This is a genomic window from Streptomyces sp. (genome assembly GCF_035644915.1).
In the GTDB taxonomy this organism is placed as follows: domain Bacteria; phylum Actinomycetota; class Actinomycetes; order Streptomycetales; family Streptomycetaceae; genus Streptomyces.
Map to the genome: position 1 here is coordinate 1 of NZ_DASQNP010000022.1, position 17,657 is coordinate 17,657.

19 protein-coding genes are annotated in these 17,657 nt (G+C 74.5%); 12 read left to right on the forward strand and 7 right to left on the reverse strand.

From position 1 onward, the window contains the following. Together VE546_RS02910 and VE546_RS02915 are read left to right on the forward strand one after the other, a co-directional pair. Window positions 1-749, forward strand: a 749-nt coding sequence (locus VE546_RS02910) for an aldehyde dehydrogenase family protein (protein ID WP_324917780.1), incomplete at its 5' end; no start/stop codon positions are given. Beyond that, window positions 742-1,653, forward strand: coding sequence for an aldehyde dehydrogenase family protein (locus VE546_RS02915; protein ID WP_324917783.1), 912 nt, complete (start codon window positions 742-744; stop codon window positions 1,651-1,653). The genes VE546_RS02910 and VE546_RS02915, both read left to right, overlap by 8 nt. A gap of 57 nt (window positions 1,654-1,710) precedes the next feature. On the opposite strand, the gene VE546_RS02920 is transcribed toward VE546_RS02915, so the two are convergent. Next, window positions 1,711-2,190, reverse strand: coding sequence for a hypothetical protein (locus VE546_RS02920; protein WP_324917785.1), 480 nt, complete (start codon window positions 2,188-2,190; stop codon window positions 1,711-1,713). A 118-nt stretch (window positions 2,191-2,308) separates the two neighbouring features. Here VE546_RS02920 and VE546_RS02925 point away from each other — a divergent pair, with 118 nt between their 5' ends. After that, window positions 2,309-2,944 (forward strand): ATP-binding protein, encoded by a 636-nt coding sequence (locus VE546_RS02925; protein WP_324917788.1) that lies wholly within the window; start codon window positions 2,309-2,311, stop codon window positions 2,942-2,944. Window positions 2,945-3,054: 110 nt separating this feature from the next. On the opposite strand, the gene VE546_RS02930 is transcribed toward VE546_RS02925, so the two are convergent. Then, window positions 3,055-3,840 (reverse strand): SigE family RNA polymerase sigma factor, encoded by a 786-nt coding sequence (locus tag VE546_RS02930; RefSeq protein ID WP_324917791.1) that lies wholly within the window; start codon window positions 3,838-3,840, stop codon window positions 3,055-3,057. Between the two features lie 191 nt (window positions 3,841-4,031). On the opposite strand from VE546_RS02930, the gene afsQ1 reads away from it, so the two are divergent. The 5 genes from afsQ1 (at window position 4,032) to VE546_RS02955 (ending at window position 7,971) form a co-directional block, all read left to right on the forward strand. Beyond that, entirely contained in the window at window positions 4,032-4,709 is a 678-nt protein-coding gene (gene afsQ1 / locus VE546_RS02935) for a two-component system response regulator AfsQ1 (RefSeq protein WP_324917792.1), read from the forward strand. Between the two features lie 172 nt (window positions 4,710-4,881). After that, complete coding sequence (locus VE546_RS02940; protein WP_324917891.1) at window positions 4,882-6,402, forward strand: HAMP domain-containing sensor histidine kinase; 1,521 nt, start codon at window positions 4,882-4,884, stop codon at window positions 6,400-6,402. After that, window positions 6,399-7,034, forward strand: coding sequence for a hypothetical protein (locus VE546_RS02945; protein ID WP_324917795.1), 636 nt, complete (start codon window positions 6,399-6,401; stop codon window positions 7,032-7,034). The genes VE546_RS02940 and VE546_RS02945 overlap by 4 nt, the downstream gene beginning before the upstream one ends. Window positions 7,035-7,095: 61 nt before the next feature. Beyond that, window positions 7,096-7,650, forward strand: coding sequence for a VanZ family protein (locus VE546_RS02950; protein WP_324917799.1), 555 nt, complete (start codon window positions 7,096-7,098; stop codon window positions 7,648-7,650). 120 nt (window positions 7,651-7,770) lie between these two features. Then, window positions 7,771-7,971 carry a PspC domain-containing protein gene (locus tag VE546_RS02955; RefSeq protein WP_324917802.1) on the forward strand — a complete coding sequence of 67 codons (201 nt, stop codon included), beginning with the start codon at window positions 7,771-7,773 and terminating at the stop codon, window positions 7,969-7,971. A 146-nt stretch (window positions 7,972-8,117) separates the two neighbouring features. On the opposite strand, the gene VE546_RS02960 is transcribed toward VE546_RS02955, so the two are convergent. After that, complete coding sequence (locus tag VE546_RS02960) at window positions 8,118-8,489, reverse strand: ATP-binding protein (protein WP_324917805.1); 372 nt, start codon at window positions 8,487-8,489, stop codon at window positions 8,118-8,120. A gap of 155 nt (window positions 8,490-8,644) precedes the next feature. Continuing rightward, window positions 8,645-9,784 carry an adenosine deaminase gene (locus VE546_RS02965; protein WP_324917808.1) on the reverse strand — a complete coding sequence of 380 codons (1,140 nt, stop codon included), beginning with the start codon at window positions 9,782-9,784 and terminating at the stop codon, window positions 8,645-8,647. A gap of 143 nt (window positions 9,785-9,927) precedes the next feature. Between VE546_RS02965 and VE546_RS02970 the strand changes: the two genes are divergently transcribed. After that, window positions 9,928-10,683: an alpha/beta hydrolase gene (locus VE546_RS02970; protein WP_324917810.1), complete on the forward strand. Its 756-nt coding sequence runs from the start codon at window positions 9,928-9,930 to the stop codon at window positions 10,681-10,683. A gap of 64 nt (window positions 10,684-10,747) precedes the next feature. Here the strand turns inward: VE546_RS02970 and VE546_RS02975 are convergent, their stop codons facing one another. Continuing rightward, window positions 10,748-11,617 (reverse strand): LysR family transcriptional regulator, encoded by an 870-nt coding sequence (locus VE546_RS02975; protein WP_324917894.1) that lies wholly within the window; start codon window positions 11,615-11,617, stop codon window positions 10,748-10,750. A gap of 218 nt (window positions 11,618-11,835) precedes the next feature. Here VE546_RS02975 and VE546_RS02980 point away from each other — a divergent pair, with 218 nt between their 5' ends. Further along, window positions 11,836-13,086, forward strand: a complete 1,251-nt coding sequence (locus tag VE546_RS02980; RefSeq protein ID WP_324917813.1) for an MFS transporter — start codon at window positions 11,836-11,838, stop codon at window positions 13,084-13,086. Window positions 13,087-13,604: 518 nt separating this feature from the next. Further along, window positions 13,605-14,366 (forward strand): SGNH/GDSL hydrolase family protein, encoded by a 762-nt coding sequence (locus VE546_RS02985; RefSeq protein WP_324917816.1) that lies wholly within the window; start codon window positions 13,605-13,607, stop codon window positions 14,364-14,366. Between the two features lie 75 nt (window positions 14,367-14,441). Here VE546_RS02985 and VE546_RS02990 read toward each other — a convergent pair whose 3' ends face one another. Next, the gene (locus VE546_RS02990) at window positions 14,442-15,356 is read right to left on the reverse strand and encodes a hypothetical protein (protein ID WP_324917819.1); all 915 of its coding nucleotides are present in this window, start codon (window positions 15,354-15,356) and stop codon (window positions 14,442-14,444) included. Window positions 15,357-16,211: 855 nt separating this feature from the next. Between VE546_RS02990 and VE546_RS02995 the strand changes: the two genes are divergently transcribed. Further along, window positions 16,212-16,859, forward strand: coding sequence for a hypothetical protein (locus tag VE546_RS02995; RefSeq protein WP_324917822.1), 648 nt, complete (start codon window positions 16,212-16,214; stop codon window positions 16,857-16,859). Window positions 16,860-16,905: 46 nt separating this feature from the next. Here the strand turns inward: VE546_RS02995 and VE546_RS03000 are convergent, their stop codons facing one another. Then, window positions 16,906-17,271, reverse strand: a complete 366-nt coding sequence (locus VE546_RS03000; protein WP_324917825.1) for a hypothetical protein — start codon at window positions 17,269-17,271, stop codon at window positions 16,906-16,908. Between the last annotated feature and the right edge of the window lie 386 nt (window positions 17,272-17,657).

A 17,657-nucleotide genomic window follows, 5' to 3' on the forward strand; every position in this document is an offset into this window, starting at 1 on the left:
ACAAGGTCGCCTTCACCGGGTCGACCGCCGTCGGCCGGCGGATCCAGCGCGAGCTGGCGGGGACCGGCCGCCGGATCACCCTCGAGCTCGGCGGCAAGGGCGCGAACATCGTGTTCGAGGACGCGGCCCAGGACCAGGCGATCGAGGGCATCGTCAACGGGATCTTCTTCAACCAGGGCCAGGTCTGCTGCGCCGGTTCCCGGCTGCTGGTCCAGGAGGCGATCGCCGACGAGTTCGTGGCCCGGCTGACCGACCGGGTGGAGACGCTGCGGGTCGGCGACCCGCTGGACAAGAACACCGACATCGGCGCGATCAACTCCGCCGAGCAGCTCGCCCGCATCACCGAACTCGCCGACAGCGGCGAGGCCGAGGGCGCCACGCGCTGGGCGCCCGCGTGCGAACTGCCCGAGCGGGGCTGGTGGTTCGCGCCCACCGTCTTCACGAACGTCACCCAGGCCCACCGGATCGCCCGCGAGGAGATCTTCGGCCCCGTGCTGTCGGTGCTGACCTTCCGCACCCCCGACGAGGCCGTGGCCAAGGCCAACAACACGCCGTACGGCCTGTCGGCGGGCGTGTGGACGGAGAAGGGGTCGCGCATCCTGGCGATGGCCGACCGGCTCCGGGCCGGCGTGGTGTGGGCCAACACGTTCAACAAGTTCGACCCGACCTCGCCCTTCGGCGGCTACAAGGAGTCGGGCTTCGGCCGCGAGGGCGGCCGTCACGGTCTGGAGGCGTACCTCGATGTCTGAGATGTCCGGCAGGTCCGGCGCGGGCGCCGCGCATGCGCGGCTGAGCGTCCTCAAGACCTACAAGCTGTTCGTCGGGGGGAAGTTCCCCCGGTCCGAGAGCGGGCGGGTGTACGAGGTGACCGACTCAGAGGGCAACTGGCTGGCGAACGCACCGCTCGCCTCCCGCAAGGACGCCCGGGACGCGGTGGTCGCGGCCCGCAAGGCGTTCGGCGGCTGGTCCGGGGCGACCGCGTACAACCGCGGCCAGATCCTCTACCGGATCGCCGAGATGCTGGAGGGCCGCCGCGACCAGTTCGCCGCCGAGGTCGCCGCCGCCGAGGGGCTGCCCGGGCCCGAGGCCGCCGCCCAGGTGGACGCCGCCGTGGACCGCTGGGTGTGGTACGCGGGCTGGTCGGACAAGGTGGCCCAGGTCGCGGGCGGCGCCAACCCCGTCGCGGGCCCGTACTTCAACCTCTCCACCCCCGAACCCACCGGTGTGGTCGCCGTCCTGGCCCCGCGGGAGTCGTCCTTCCTCGGCCTGGTCTCGGTGCTCGCCCCGGTGATCGTCACCGGCAACACGGCCGTGGTCGTGGCGAGCGAGCGGGCGCCCCTGCCCGCCCTCTCCCTGGCCGAGGTGCTGGCCACCTCCGACCTGCCGGGCGGCGTGGTCAACATCCTCTCCGGCCGCACCGCCGAGATCGCCGCCCCGCTCGCCGCCCACCAGGACGTCAACGCGATCGACCTGACGGGCGCGGACGCGGAGCTGGCGAAGGAGCTGGAGGCGTCCGCCGCGGAGAACCTCAAGCGGGTGCTGCGGCCGGCGGCCGGCGGCTCCGGGGCCGCCGACTGGACCGCCGACCCCGGCACGAGGCGGCTGCTGGCGTTCCTGGAGACCAAGACCGTCTGGCACCCCATCGGCGTCTGACGCCCGCCGACACGAGCGCCGTCACGGGCCCTGGCGTACGGCCGCGCACCAACCGCCTCAGCCGGGCAGCAGCCCCGCCACCGGGGCCGTGGCGGGCAGGGTGCGCACCGTGCCGCCCTTGGAGAGCGGCGCCGTGACCGGCTCGGTGGACACCGGCCGGAAGTCGGCGACCTGGGTGCCCACCGAGTTGTTCAGCGGGTCCACGCTCGTGTTGGCCAGCGGGTTGAGCGGCTGGTCCTTGGCCGGGCCCAGCGCGCCGGCCGTCCCCCGCTCCGCCGCCCCCACCGCGCCCACCGTGCCCTGCACGGCCTCCACCGGTCCCGGCGGCGCGGTGGACGCCGCGACGTCCGGCGACGGGACGGGCGCCTCGATCCCCGTCGGCAGCGCGGCCGCCGCGCCCGCCGCCGTCGCCCCCGAGACCATCGCGGCCCCGGCCGCGGAGACGGCCAGCCCGGCCCGCAGCAGGATGCCCGCGGCACCGTTCCTTCCCGTGCGCGCTTGCCTCGTCCGTACGTGACGGCGGCGCTGAGGGGTCATGGGACACCTACCAGGGAGACTCGTTGTGCGTAACGGTACGGTGACGCAGCGTATACGACCTCGCCGGTCCGTGCACACCCGTACCGGCCTCTCCGGGGATGTCCGACAATGGTGTTCCGTGACCTCACCCGACACCGCCCGCGTGATCCTGCTGACCGGGCCCTCCGGCTCCGGCAAGTCCTCGCTCGCCGCCCGCACCGGGCTGCCCGTGCTGCGCCTGGACGACTTCTACAAGGAGGCCGGCGACCCGTCCCTGCCCCGCCTCCCCGGCAGCGGCCTGGTGGACTGGGACGACCCGGCCTCCTGGGACGCGCGGGCCGCGGTGGCGGCGATCACCGCCCTGTGCGAGCACGGCCGCGCCACCGTGCCGGTGTACGACATCTCCGCGAGCGCCCGGGCCGGCGAGGAGACGCTCGACCTGCGCGGCGCGCGCCTGTTCGTCGCCGAGGGGATATTCGCCGCCGAGCTCGCCGGGCGGTGCCGCGAACTGGGGCTGCTGGCCGACACCTTGTGCCTGCGCGGGCGTCCCGTCACCACCTTCCGGCGGCGGCTGCTGCGCGACGTGCGCGAGGGCCGCAAGTCGCTGCCCGTGCTGGTGCGCCGCGGCTGGACCCTGATGCGCAACGAGGGCGCGATCGTCGCGCACCACGTCTCCCTGGGCGCGCACGCCTGCGACCGCGACGAGGCGCTGGCCAGGATCGCGGCGCTCGGCGCGGCCGCCCCGGCCGTGCGCACGCCGGCCGTGCGCGCATGACGGAGCGGGTCCGGTCGGACCCCCCGGCCGACCGGACCCGCTCGCATTCCCCCGTGTTCCCCCGTTGCCCCCCGCTTCTCCCCCGTCTCCCCCGTCCCCGGGCCGGTCCGTCAGGCGACCAGCTCGCCGAAGCTCTCCTCCAGGTCCCGGCCGAGGCTGAGCGCCTCGTCGTCGCGCAGGCGGCGCAGGGAGCGCCAGATGCTGCTCTTGACCGTGCCGACGCTGATGTTCAGGATGTCGGCGATCTCCGGATCGGTGCGGCCCTCGTAGTAGCGCAGCACCAGCATGGTGCGCTGGAGTTCGGGGAGCCGCGCCAGCGCCTGCCACAGCACCGCGCGCAGCTCCGTGCCGCGCATCGCGTCGCTCTCCCCCGCGGCCTCGGGCAGCTCCTCGGTCGGGTACTCGTTGAGCCGGCGGCGGCGCCAGGCGCTGATGTGGAGGTTGGTCATGGTGCGGCGGAGGTATCCGCCGACCGCCGCCTTGTCGCTGATCCGGTCCCAGGCGCGGTACGTGGAGAACAGCGCGCTCTGCAGCAGGTCCTCGGCCTCGTGGCGGTCCCCCGTCAGGTGGTACGCGGTGGCGTACAGGGAGGCGCGGCGCTCGCGGACGTAGGCGGTGAACTCCGCCTCCGACACGCCTCGGCGCCGCTCCCCCGGAGCCTCCCCGTACGCGTCCTCCCCCCGGTGGCCGTCCCCCACGGCCGCCTCCTCCACCGCCGCGATGTGCGCCGGCCGCTGCCGCCCGGTGCCGCGGGCGCATCCGCCCCCCCGCTTCGCCGGGGAGACCCCCGGCCCGCCCGTGGCACCGGACCTCTCCGCGCCCCGGTCGGGAACCACGGGGGTGTGCAGACGCGTGTGGACGACCGCGCTGGTGATGGTGCGGTGCAGTGTGTTCATCTCGCGCCCCCCTCATGGAGCCAACCGTGCGCTTGCTCGTGGCGAATACACTGCCGCGGCAGTTTCATGGCGGAGTCCTCCCTCTGTCACAGGGGTGTCACAGGGGACGGCGCGGCCGTGACCCGACACGGAACCGACTTCCGTGTACATGCCCGTCGAAGTCGGGGCACGCGATGCGCCAGAATGACGCCGTGCCTTTCCTGTTGCTGATCGAGGACGACGAGGCCGTCCGCACGGCCCTGGAGATGGGCCTGACCCGGCAGGGCCACCGCGTGGTGACCGCTGCCTCGGGTGAGGACGGTCTGAAGCTGCTGCGCGAGCAACGGCCCGATCTGATCGTGCTGGACGTGATGCTGCCCGGCATCGACGGCTTCGAGGTGTGCCGCCGCATCCGGCGCACGGACCAACTGCCGATCATCCTGCTGACCGCGCGCAGCGACGACATCGACGTCGTGGTCGGTCTGGAGTCGGGCGCGGACGACTACGTCGTCAAGCCGGTGCAGGGACGGGTGCTGGACGCCCGCATCCGCGCGGTGATGCGGCGCGGCGAGCGCGAGGCGAACGACTCGGCGACCTTCGGGGCGCTGGTCATCGACCGCTCGGCGATGACCGTGACCAAGAACGGGAAGGACCTGCAGCTCACCCCGACCGAACTGCGGCTGCTGCTGGAGCTGAGCCGCCGCCCCGGGCAGGCGCTGTCGCGGCAGCAACTGCTGCGGCTGGTGTGGGAGCACGACTACCTCGGCGACTCCCGCCTGGTCGACGCGTGCGTCCAGCGGCTGCGCGCGAAGGTCGAGGACGTCCCTTCCTCACCCACGCTGATCCGTACGGTGCGGGGGGTCGGGTACCGGCTGGATCCTCCCGCGTGAGGGGGGCGCACGAGGCCCTGATATCCGCGGTGTCCGCGGTGTCAGCGCTGTCCGGGACATCCGCGGCACCGCCCGCGCACGCGCCGGGCGGACGGGAAGGCACACGGGGAGGGGCACGGTGAGCGGGACCCCCGGCAGGATCGCGGGGGCGCTGCGGCTGACGAGCCTGCGGATGCGGCTGGTGGTGGTCTTCGCCCTGGTCGCGCTGATCGCCGCGGCGGCCGCCTCCGGCATCGCGTACTGGATCAACCGGGACGCCGTCCTCACCCGGGCGCAGAACGCCGCGCTCAACGACTTCCGCGAGTCGCTGGGCGACAACGCCGGCTCCCTGCCCCGCCGGCCGCGGTGCGACGCGGTGCGGGACGCGGCCGAGGCCATGGCCAACAGCACCCAGCGCTACGAGGTGGTGCTGACCGGCCGCCAGGGCGGCGGCTCGCGGTGCACGGTGGCGTCCGACGCGGACTTCACCCTGGACGACGTGCCCGGCGCGCTGCGCACCGCGGTGCACAAGGAGCGTCCGGTCGACGCCTCCAACTCCGCCCCGTACCACCTGTACTGGCAGCGGATCACCCTGGGGGGCGAGCCCTACCTGGTGGGCGGCGCGACCGTGATCGGCGGCGGGACGACGGGCTACATGTTCAAGTCGCTCGCGCCCGAGCGGGACGACCTCAACTCCCTGGCCTGGTCGCTGGGGATCGCCACCGCGCTGGCCCTGGTCGGCTCCGCCCTGCTGGCGCAGGCCGCCGCCACGACGGTGCTGCGGCCCGTGCAGCGGCTGGGCGACGCGGCGCGCCGGCTGGGCGAGGGCAAGCTGGACACCCGGCTCCAGGTGTCGGGGACGGACGAACTGGCCGAGCTGTCCCGGACGTTCAACAGCACCGCCGAGGCGCTGGAGAAGCGGGTGGCGGAGCTGAGCGCCCGCGAGGAGTCCAGCCGCCGCTTCGTGGCGGACATGTCGCACGAGCTGCGGACGCCGCTGACCGCGATCACCGCGGTGACGGAGGTGCTGGAGGAGGAGGTCGACTCGCTCGACCCGATGATCGCGCCCGCGGTCACGCTGGTGGTCAGCGAGACCCGGCGGCTGAACGACCTGGTGGAGAACCTGATGGAGGTCACCCGCTTCGACGCGGGTACGGCCAAGCTGGTGCTGGACGACGTGGACGTCGCGGACCAGGTGACGGCCTGCATCGACGCCCGCGCCTGGCTGGACGCGGTCGAGCTCGACGCCGACCGCGGCATCATGGCGCGGCTCGATCCGCGGCGCCTGGACGTGATCCTGGCCAACCTGATCGGCAACGCGCTCAAGCACGGCGGCTCCCCGGTCCGGGTGTCGGTGCGCACCGGGACGTCGGCCACCGGCGAGGACGAGCTGACGATCCGGGTCGCCGACAACGGCCCGGGCATCCCCGAGGACGTGCTGCCCCACGTCTTCGACCGCTTCTACAAGGCGAGCGCGTCCCGGCCCCGCTCCGAGGGCAGCGGGCTGGGGCTGTCGATCGCCCGGGAGAACGCGCACATCCACGGCGGCGAGATCACCGCCGAGAACGCGCCCGGGGGCGGCGCGGTCTTCACCCTGCGGCTGCCGCGCGACGCGAGCCGGCTCGCCCCGGAGCAGAGCCGGGACGGGGACGGCGGCGGTGTCCACGGCGGTGCGGGTACGGGCACCGGCACCGGTGAGGGGAGCGGACGGTGACCGCCGCGACCACCGCACGCCGTACGGCCCGTACCGTCGCCGCCGCCCTGGCCGCGCTCGCGCTCGCCGGGTGCGGCATCCGGTCCACGCCCGTGCCGGTGGACGCCGGCCCCGCGCCGTCCCGGGCCTCGTGCGCGGCGCCCGGGGACGGGGAGGAGGGGCGGCCCGGGGACGGGGCCGTCCCGGCGGACGTCTTCCTGGTCTGCGGCGGCGGTGTCACCGCGGTGGAGCGCGCCGTGTCCCCGGAGAACGGGAAGCCCGGCCGGGCCACCCGGTTGGGGACGGCCCGCGCGCTGCTGGACGAGTTGCAGGAGAGCCCGTCCCGGGCCGAGGACGAGGCGGGCTTCAGCAGCGCCGTCCCGGAGTCCCTGGAGGTGTCCGGGCCGCAGCGGGGCGACCCCGGGGAGACCCTGCGGCTGAGCGAGGAGCCGGGCGGGCTGCCGCCCTTCGCGCTGGCCCAGATCGTGTGCACGTTCGCGGGCACGGCCGCCGCCGGCCGGGACGACTCGGTGGTGCTCGGCGGCCCGGCCGAGGGCGGGAAGGGCGGACCGCCGCGGGCCTACGCGTGCACCGGCGCGCTGCGCGGCGACCCGGAGGCGGGGAGGACGGCGGGCACCCCGCTCTCCGGGTGACCCGCCTACCGACCGGTACGGAGGCGGAACCGCGGCCCGCGCCGCGTGCGTCTTCGCCGCCGTGCAGCGCCAACACCGCGGCGGCTCCGCCGTCCACCGCATCCGTACAGCGGGCCTCCTGCTCCTGTGCTGCCACCTGCTGTTCGTCGGCTGGCTGACGCTGCGGCCCCTGTCCGTGCCCTGGGTCGCCCCCGCGAACCTGCGGCCCTTCGCCTCGATCCACGCCGATCTGGTCAGCGGCCCCCAGGCGGCCCTGGAGGGGATAGGGGGCGGTCTGGCGCTGCTCGCCCCGCTGGGGGTGCTGCTGCCGATGGCGGGGGGCCGGCCGGCGTCGCGGGTGGGCTCGTGGGCCCGTACGGTCTTCGCCGCGGCGATGATCTCGCTCGGCATCGAGCTGGTGCAGCCCGTCGTGCCCGGGCAGGTCGCGAACGTGGACGCGCTGCTGCTCAACACCGCCGGAGCGGCCCTGGTCCACCTGCTGTGCTACCCGGCGCTGCGCGCCCGGCTGCGCTCGGCGGTCCGTGCCGGGGACGCGGAGGCCGCGGTGGGCGGGGAGGGCGGGGCAAGTGGGAGGGCCCCCGGGCCGGCCGCCCGGACGACGGGGATCAGGGTGTGACCCCGAGGGGTCCCGGGGTCGGAATCGCCCCGTGGACCGACGTTCTGTCCGGATCGGTCCCCTACGGTGGAATCACAGCCATCGAACAGCAGTGTTCCGGGCAGAACGAAGGAGTCTCCCATGGCCGCACTTGTCCGCCCCAGCGACAACCGGATGATCGGTGGTGTGTGCGCCGGGCTGGCCCGTCGCTTCGGCACCTCCGCCACCACGATGCGGGTGATCTTCCTGGTCTCCTGCGTGCTGCCGGGGCCGCAGTTCCTGCTCTACATAGCGCTGTGGGTCCTGCTGCCGGACGAGCGGAAGGCGCACGCCGGCTGGTGACCCACCGCCGCCCCGCGGACGGGACGACACACGGACCGGCCCACGGACGACGACGGGCCGCGCACCGGACGAATCCGGTGCGCGGCCCGTCGCGCCTCCCCGGCGCGCAGGAGCCGGGGAGGGCGGGAGGAAGAGGGAGGGGAGGATCAGCTCGGGAGTCCTCCGGTCGGCAGGCCGCCCGTGACCTTGCCGGTCGGGAGGTTGAGCAGGGTCTCGCCGGCGCCGCCGGCCGGCAGGCCGCCCAGCAGGCCCCGCACCGGGTCCTTCTTCTTGGCGGGCTTGGCGGCGGACTTGGCCGGCTTGGCCTTGGTGCCGGCCTCGGCGGGCAGCGTCTTCGCCGGGACTCCCGCGGGGGCGGGCAGCGTCTTGGCGGCCTCCTGCACGGGCAGGGTCTTCAGCGCGCTGCCGGCGGCCTGCTCCAGGCCCAGCGGGGCCGCCGCGGCGGCTCCGGCCCCGGCGGCGGCGAAGGCGGCACCGAGCACGGCGACGCCGAGCGTCTTCATCGTTCGCTGCTTCATCAGCTACTACGTCCTCATGTGGATGGGTTGCGCGGCTTCGCGAACGTAGCCAGGGCGTCGCACGGCCCGCAAACATCCGGAAACGGCCGGGCACCCGCACGCCCGGCCGCTCCGGCGCTCCCCGCCCCCGGCACCGGCGGGCGCGGAACCGCTGGTCACAGTCCCCTGGCGGCGCTCCCCCGGAACAGCCACTCGGACTTCAGTTCGGCGTACCCGGGCTTGATCACGTCATTGATCATGGCCAGACGTTCATCGAAAGGGATGAACGCCGACTTCATCGCATTGACGGTGAACCACTGCAGGTCGTCGAGGGTGTAGCCGAACGTCTCCACCAGGTGCTCGAACTCCCGGCTCATGCTGGTGCCGCTCATCAGGCGGTTGTCGGTGTTGACCGTGGCACGGAAGTGCAGCTTCCGCAGCAGCCCGATGGGGTGCTCGGCGTACGAGGCCGCCGCCCCGGTCTGGAGGTTGGAGGTGGGGCACAGCTCCAGCGGGATGCGCTTGTCCCGCACGTACGCCGCGAGCCGGCCGAGCTTCACGGTGCCGTCCCCGGCGACGTGGATGTCGTCGATGATGCGCACCCCGTGGCCGAGCCGGTCGGCGCCGCACCACTGGAGGGCCTGCCAGATGGAGGGCAGGCCGAACGCCTCGCCGGCGTGGATGGTGAAGTGGTTGTTCTCGCGCTTGAGGTACTCGAAGGCGTCCAGGTGGCGGGTGGGCGGATGGCCCGCCTCGGCGCCCGCGATGTCGAAGCCGACGACGCCCGCGTCGCGGTAGCGGTTGGCGAGTTCGGCGATCTCCAGGGAGCGGGCGGCGTGCCGCATGGCGGTGAGCAGCGCGCCGACGCGGATGCGCCGGCCCTGCTCGCGGGCCCGGCGCTCGCCCTCGCGGAAGCCCTCGTTGACGGCCTCGACGACCTCTTCGAGACTCAGTCCCCCCTCCAGGTGCTGCTCGGGGGCGTACCGCACCTCGGCGTAGACCACGCCGTCGGCCGCCAGGTCCTCGGCGCACTCGGCGGCGACCCGCACCAGGGCGTCGCGGGTCTGCATCACCGCGCAGGTGTGGGCGAAGGTCTCCAGGTAGCGCTCCAGCGAGCCGGAGTCGGCGGCCGCGCGGAACCAGGTGCCCAGCGCCTCGGGGTCGGTCTCGGGCAGGCCGTCGTACCCGGTCTCACGGGCGAGGTCGACGACGGTGGCCGGGCGGAGGCCGCCGTCGAGGTGGTCGTGCAGCAGCACCTTGGGGGCGCGGCGGATCTGGTCCGCGGTGGGGACGGTGGTGACAGTCTCGCTCGTCATTGCGGCACTCTAGCTCCTACGCGCGTAGACAGCATCCCGGGGCCGGATGCGCGCCCTGCCGGTCACCCCGTCGGCGACCTTCGATATCCAATGGTGACCGCACGACACCGCCGGTACACCCCGGCTTCTGCCATCGTTCTGCCATGGCTCAACAGGCGTTGCCGCGACGGGATGCGCGGTTGGGGCGGGCGTTGGGTACCGACCGGTCGGTGCAGGGAGTGGTCCTGCTGCTGCCCGGAGGACAGGCGGCGAGCACGCGCCGCCGCTCCTCCAGGGCCGCGGCGGCGGTGCTGCCGCTGGCGCGGCGGCTGGTACGGGCCGGGGCCGAGGACGCCCTGGTGGCGCACGTCGTCCACTACCGCTACCGCGGCTGGAACGGTGCCGAGGCCCACCCGGTGCGGGACGCGGAGTGGGCACTGGAGCAGGTCGTGCACCGCTACGGCGACGTGCCGGTGTGCCTGGCGGGCTGGGACATGGGCGCGCGGGCGGCGCTGCGGGCCGCGGGCCACCCGGCCGTGGTCTCCGTACTGGCGCTGTCCCCCTGGCTGCCGGACGCCGGCGGGGAGGACGGGCCGGAACCGGTGCGGCAGCTCACCGGACGGCGGGTGCTGCTGGTGCACGGCACCGACGACGAGCACACCGCCCCCGAGCTGTCGTACCGCCTGGCGGTGCGCGCCAAGAAGATCAACCCGGACGTCTGCCGCTTCGAGGTCCACACCGACGGCCACGCGCTGCGGCAGCACCGCACCGAAGTCCTCGCCCTGGCCCAGGACTTCGTCCTGGGAACGCTGTGCGACCGGGACTTCGCCCGCCCGATCACCGACGCGCTGGCGGCCCCGCCCCCGCTGGGCCTGCGGATGCCGCTGGCGGCGGGCTTCGGCCGCTCCCTGCGCCACTGAGGCACGCCGCCGCGTCACCGGGCGCGCCGTACGGCCGCCCCCTCGGTGCCGTACGGCCGCCCCCTCACGCCAGCAGCCGGCCGCGGCGGCTGAGCAGGAACTTGCGGAAGGCCGCCACCGGCGGGGTCTCCGGGCGGCCGTCCACCCAGGCCACCCCGATCTCCCGCACCGCGCGCGGCTCGGTGACCGTCAGCTCCCGCACCCCCGGCCGGGGCACGGCCGGGGGCGGCAGCAGCGCCACGCCCAGCCCCGCGGCGACCAGGCCGCGCAGCGTTTCGGCCTCCTCCCCCTCGAAGGCGATCCGGGGCCGGAACCCCGCCTCGGCACAGAGCGCGTCGAAGATGCGGCGCATCCCGTAGCCCGGCTCCAGGGTGATGAACGGCTCCTCGGCCGCCTCCACCAGCCGCACCCGCCGGCGCCGGGCGAGGGGGTGCTCCTCGGGGACGACCAGGCGCAGCCGCTGCTCGTCCAGGCGGCGGGCGGCCAGGTCCGGGGCGTCGGGGACCGGGGAGGTCAGGCACAGGTCCAGGTCCCCGGCGCGCAGCCGCTCGATCATCGCCTCGCCGTACGTCTGGATCAGGGAGAAGCGCACCCGCGGGTGGTCGGCGCGGAAGGAGCGGATGAGGCCGGGGACGGTCTCGGAGCCGAGGGTGTGGAGGAAGCCGAACGCCACCTTCCCGGCGGCCGGGTCGGCGTCGGCGCGCACCGCCTCCGCGGCCTGCTCCACCGAGGCCAGGGCGCGTTCGACCGAGGCCAGGAACGTACGGCCCGCGGGGGTGAGGGAGACGGTCCGGCCGCGCCGGGCGAACAGGTCCACCCCCAGGTCGTCCTCCAGCCGGGCCATCGCACGGCTGAGCGTGGACTGCGGCACGGCCAGCTCGCCGGCGGCGCGGGTGACGTGCTCGTGGCGGGCGACGGCCACGAACTGCGCCAGCCGCGGGGTGAGCGTGGCCGCCCAGGAGTCGGGGGCGACATCGGGGACGGACTCGGCGCCCCGGGTGGCGCGGCGGGATGTGTCGGACGTAACCGAGATGTCTTTTCTGTTGCCAGCCGGTGACACGATGCCCTCTCACCTCGGCTTATGCGCTGGTGGATCGTTTTCCACAAGTCTGTGCATTGGACGCATCAGGTTGATGATCGTACGTTCGAGACATGCCTTCCGTCGATACCGGGGCACCTGCCCGCGCAGGTGCCTTCCCCGACCGTTCCCTCCCCTCCAACCGCCGCGTCAGCCTGGCCCTCTTCGCCGTGGGCCTGGCGACCTTCACCCTGCTGTACGCCACCCAGCCCCTGCTGCCCGCCCTCTCCGCCGACTTCGGCGTGACGCCGGGGCGGGCGAGCTGGACCGTCTCCGCCGCCACCATCGCGCTCGCGGTGGCCGTGCTGCCGCTGTCCGTCCTCTCCGAGCGCTTCGGACGGCGCACGGTGATGACGGGCTCGCTGGCCCTCGCGGTCGCCGTCGCGCTGGTGCTGCCCTTCGCGCCGAGCCTGGAGGCCCTGGTCGCGCTGCGCGTGGTGCAGGGCGCGGCGATCGCCGGCATCCCGGCCTCGGCGATGGCGTACCTGGCGGAGGAGGTGCACCCCCGCGCGCTGGTGGGTGCCATCGGCCTGTTCGTGGCGGGCAACAGCGTCGGCGGCATGACCGGCCGCGTCCTCACCGGCTGGGTGGCCGAGGGCTGGGGCTGGCGCGCCGGCCTGGTGTCGGTGGGCGTGCTCTCCCTGCTCTGCGCGGTCCTCTACCGGCTGCTGATCCCCCGGGCCCGCAACTTCACCCCGGCCTCGCTGCGGCCCGCCGAGGTGCTGCGGGTCGTCCGCGGCCACCTGTCCGACGGGCTGCTGGTGCGGCTGTACTCGCTCGGCCTGCTCTTCATGACGGTCTTCGGCGCGGTCTACACGGTGATCGGCTACCGGCTGGTGGCCGAGCCCTTCGGGCTCTCCCAGGGTCTGGTCGGCTCCCTCTTCGCGATCTACCTGGTCGGCACGGTCTCCTCGGCCGCCGCCGGGCGCCTGGTCGGACGGCTGGGCCGGCGCGGCGCGCTCTACCTGGCGATCGGCACGACCGCCGCGGGCCTGCTGGTGAGCCTGGGCGAGAGCCTCGCGGCCGTACTGGCCGGCCTGGTGCTGATCACGGCGGGCTTCTTCGCCGGGCACGCGGTGGCCTCCGGCGCGGTGAGCCGTACCGCCGAGGAGGGCAGGGCGCAGGCGTCCGGGCTGTACCAGATGGCGTACTACCTGGGCAGTTCGCTGGGCGCCTCGCTGGGGGCGATCGCCTACCACGCGGCGGGCTGGAGCGCGACGGTCGCCCTCACGCTGGGTGCGCTGGTGCTGGCGGCCGGGATCACGCTCTACGCCACGCGCCGTGCGGTGGTCCAGCGGCGGCTGGAGGTCGCGCGGGGCTGCTGAGCCGCGCGCCGCGGCGGCGGTGCGTCCGGGCGCGGCGCCGGGCGGGGGCGGGAAACCGGACAACTCCTGGAAGCCCGCGTTCCGGGTGTTGTCGGCCCGTACGGCCGCTCTTATCGTGGGACCGCTCCCATAGCCGGTTCCCTGCCCCCGGTGCCCGGTCCGCCTCCACCATCGGGGTCAGCATGCCCTCCTCCCGTCCGCGCGCTCGCGGTGGCCGCCCGCCGGCAGGGTCCGCCCGGCGGCGCCTCCGTGCCCCGCCCGCCGCCGACGCCGTAGAACCGCCCGGTCCGCCCGTCCGGGCCGCGGAACGGCACCCGGACCACCGCTCCCGCCGGCGAGCCCCTGCCGGGCAGGCCGGTGCCGCGGGCCCGGACGCCACACCCCGGACGACGCATCCCGGACAACGCATCCCGGAACGTCACCCGTCCGAACAGCCCCGCCGCGATCCCTCCGGAGCATCCCCGGCGGCGACGCGCGAGCCGCACGTCCCGGCCCGGCCGGGAGGAGAGGAACACCCCGTGACGAGAACGAGACGCCTGCTCACCGGCCTGATCACCCTCGTGGCGCTCATCGCGGCCACGGCCACCACCACCGGCACCGCCCGCGCCGAACCCGGCGACACGGTGCGGATCATGCCGCTCGGCGACTCGATCACCGACGGCCTGAACGTGCCGGGCGGGTACCGCATCGACCTGTGGCAGAAGTTCGTGGCCGGGGGTCACCGGGTCGACTTCGTCGGCTCCCTGTCCAACGGTCCCAGCAGCCTCGGCGACCGCGACCACGAGGGCCACTCGGGCTGGACGATCTCCCAGATCGACAGCAACGTCGTCAACTGGCTGCGCACCCACGACCCCGACACCATCCTGCTGCACATCGGCACCAACGACATGTACCGCGAGAACCCCGGCGGGGCACCGTCGCGGCTCTCCGCCCTGATCGACCGCATCACCGCCCAGTCCCCGGACGCGGAACTCTTCGTGGCGACGATCGTCCCCCTGAGCTTCGCCGACTCGGCCGTACGGGCCTACAACGCGGCGATCCCCGGGATCGTGCGGAGCAAGGCCGACGCCGGCAAGCGCGTGCACCTGGTCGACATGTACAGCGCGCTGACGACCGCCGACCTGGCCGACGGCGTGCACCCCAACGCCCGCGGCTACGGCAAGATGGCCACCGCCTGGTACGACGCCCTCCTGTCGGTGCCGGGCAGCACCGGCAGGGGGCCGGACCCGCTGCCCGGACGGACCGGGACGTCACCGGGCGTCCTGGAGCGGTCGGCGTAGCACCGCGCACGGCGGCGCGGCCGGCGCCTGTCGGCACCTGTCGGCGCCCGGCCGCGCCTCGCCCGCCGAACCGCCTCAGCCGGGCGCGCGGTCGTAGGCGCGCAGGGTGAGGAGCGCGGCGAGGGTCACCGAGGGCCGGGCCTCCACCTCGGTGGTGGGCGACCACTTCGCCCAGCGGACGGGCCAGCCGCCGTCCTCCTGCTGCCCGGCGGCCAGGTGCCGCAGGCCGCGGTTCAGCTCGGTGTCGGTGAACCAGGCGCGGGCGAGGCTGTCCGGGTGCGGGGCGAAGTCGTGCGGCAGGTGGTGCTCGCCCGGCGCGTAGCCGGGGGCGAGGCGCGCCTCCTGCGGACGGGCGGGGTCGAGGAGGACGATGCGCTGCTCCCGCACCGTCTCGCCCAGCCGTACGGCCTGCCGGATCGCCCACGTCCGGTCCGGGGCCGCGTCGAGGAAGGCGACGGCGGCCTCGGCCTCGTAGGGGTGGGTCCGCCGCAGGCCCTCGACGGCGTGCCGGCAGAAGTCCACCGCCCGCTCCAGCCAGGGGTGTTCCACCCCGGCGCGGAGCAGGGGAGCGACGATCGCGCCGGTGGGGAGCAGCTCCCCCACCGGCTCGTCCGGGATGGGAACCCAGGACGGGTGCGGGTAGGGGCGCAGGCTGGGCAGCACGGCGGGCACTCCGCCGTCCGCCGCCGTGTGCTCCGCCAGCCAGTCGCAGATCGGCCCGGCCCGGCCGGGCAGCGCGCCCGTCTCCTCCAGGACCCGGAGGGCGGCGATCATCGAGACCGGCTGGCTCGCGGGGCCCCGTACGTCCGGTTCCAGGCCGTAGGCGTACCCCCCGTCCGGGGCGCGGTAGGCGTCCAGGGCGGTGAGGACGCCCGCCGGCGCGGTCTCGTCGCCGAAGAGGAACGCGAAGCGGCGCTGCTCCAGTACGCGCCCGGACGCCCACAGGAAGCGCCCGGCCTTCTCGATCGTGCTGTCGTCGGCCCACACCATGCCCCGACCGTAGGCCCCTTCCCGCCACCGGCCCCGGACGAACCGGACGTCCCGCGGCACACGTACCCCGGACGGAGGTACGGGCACCCGGCCCGTCGCGCCCGTCGCGGAAGCCGCCGGACCGGCCGAGCGCCTTTCCACCGGCCCCGGCGGTCACCGAAGCGCTCGCCGTGCCACCCCGGTTCGCGGCGGACCGGCGTCCGGGGCCTTCCCGCGCTCGCCACCGCACCCTCCTCCGCTGGAGGCCGGGCGGGGGAGCCTGCCGGGGCCCGACGCCTTCACGGCAAGGCGCTCGGGAAATTCCCCGGGCATGGGCGATGCGCGGGAGCGCCATGCGGTAATTCCGGAGAAGGAGTCCGGAGGTACGGCGGCCGGGAGCCGGACGCGACCGGAGCGGCACCAGGTGACGGCGGGATCGACTCCGCTTGGAACCGCGGCCGGGCGGGTCCAAAGTGACCACGGCGGAAACGGGGAATTCAATCAAACTTAACGGGAGACAGCGGAGCCGGTCATACCGCGCCGCTTCCCGGGAAATCCACACCACCGCCGGGAATCGCCTGCCGTAGGGAACCTTCCTCCGTTACGCTGTGGCCGCTTCGGCAGGGTGGTCCGGGCAGCCGCGGCAGGTATCCGGACCGCGCCGTACGGAGCACCGCGGCATCCGCGGACGCGCCGGAGGGGAAGGCGTCGACCGCGGTTTTCACAGGGGGGCACGGGGAGATACATGAAACGATTCCGGAGCGTGGTGCGCGGACATCGTCACCGCGGCACGGAATTCCCGGAAAGGCGGCCGGAATTCCCCTGCCGCCGCCCCCGCCATCCATTCGACGAAGGCGAGGACGACCCGTGCGACGCATGACTTCCCTCCTCCTGACCCTGAGCGCCCTGGTGACGGCTTCCGCGCTGGCCGCACCGGCGGCCGGAGCCGCCCCGCAGACCGGCCGCCAGGCCGCCGTGCCGGCCGGGTGGGAGGCGGTGGACGGCGACGAACTGGCGGCGATGGGCGGCGAGCGCTCCTCCGCCGCGGCGAACGGCGCGCCGTCAGCCGCGGACGAGCCGTCCCTCATCGCGATGCAGTCCGTCCGCAACGGCAACTACGTCGCCGCCGAGGTGAGTTACGCGGCTCCCCACACCGGTGTGCTCCGCGCCCGCTCCGCCGACGTCGGCGGCTGGGAGAGCTTCGCCTTCGAGTGGGACGAGACCACCCAGACCTACGCCCTGAGGTCCGCGGCCAACGGCCGGTACGTGGCGGTGGAGAAGAACTTCACCGGCAGCGCCCGGAACGTGCTGCGCGCCCGCTCCACCGGCGTCGGCGGCTGGGAGCGGTTCGTCCTGTACCACCACGAGGGGCTCGACCGCTGGGCCCTCCAGTCCACGCTGAACGGCCTCTTCGTCACGATGGAGAACGACTACACCGGCACCCTCCGGTACGTGCTGCGCGCCCGTTCCGCCGACATCACCGGCTCCTGGGAGGAGTTCAACCTCTACGGCCTCGACGCCTAGGGCCGCCGGAGGAACCCGGTGACGGCCGGAGAGACGGAGGAGACCGTCACTTCCAGGTCACCCCGGGCGGCGGGGTGCCCCGGGCGATGAGGTGGCGGACGATCCGGAACGCCTCCGCGAGGGGCACCGTGTCCTCGTCGGGGTAGGAGTCGACCTGCCCGTTCGCCAGGACGAAGCCGTCGCTCACGCCCCCGGCCCCGGGGTCCGCCGCGCACACACCCGGATCGCCGTCACCGTCGAGCAGCATCACCATCGCCCGCTCGGTGTTGGTCACCACGGCGAGCAGCCGGCCGGACGAACTGGTCAGCCACGATTCGAGTTCGCCGCCGGCGATCCTCCCGCGGAGTTCCGCGATCGCCTCGTCGGCCGTCACCGGCGCGGTGCGGCCGTCGAACGCCCAGGTCTCGACCATGATCCGACTTTCCCACACGGGCGCCGGCGTCCGCCGTCCGGCAGGCCCCGCTCGTACGCCGCTGTCGGCCACACCAAGCGCCCCGGGAGACGCACCCCGCGCATCCGGCACGGCGGGATTCCGTTCCCCGGGGCGCCGTCGGCCGTCCGCACCCGGAGGCGTCGCCGCGCACATTCCCGCGGCATATGGAGGCACGGCCCTGACGAGGGAGTTCCGGAATTCCGTGCGGAATGGGCATGCACGAGCGGGTCACCGCGGTCCCTCCACCCCGCTGCGAAACGCGACACAGCCCGCACGGGAATCCTTGTCCGATATGACACCCGTCCGGACCCTGTCCGCCGTTCGACCTCGCTGCTACGCTGAAATCCAGGACTTCCGTCCACAGT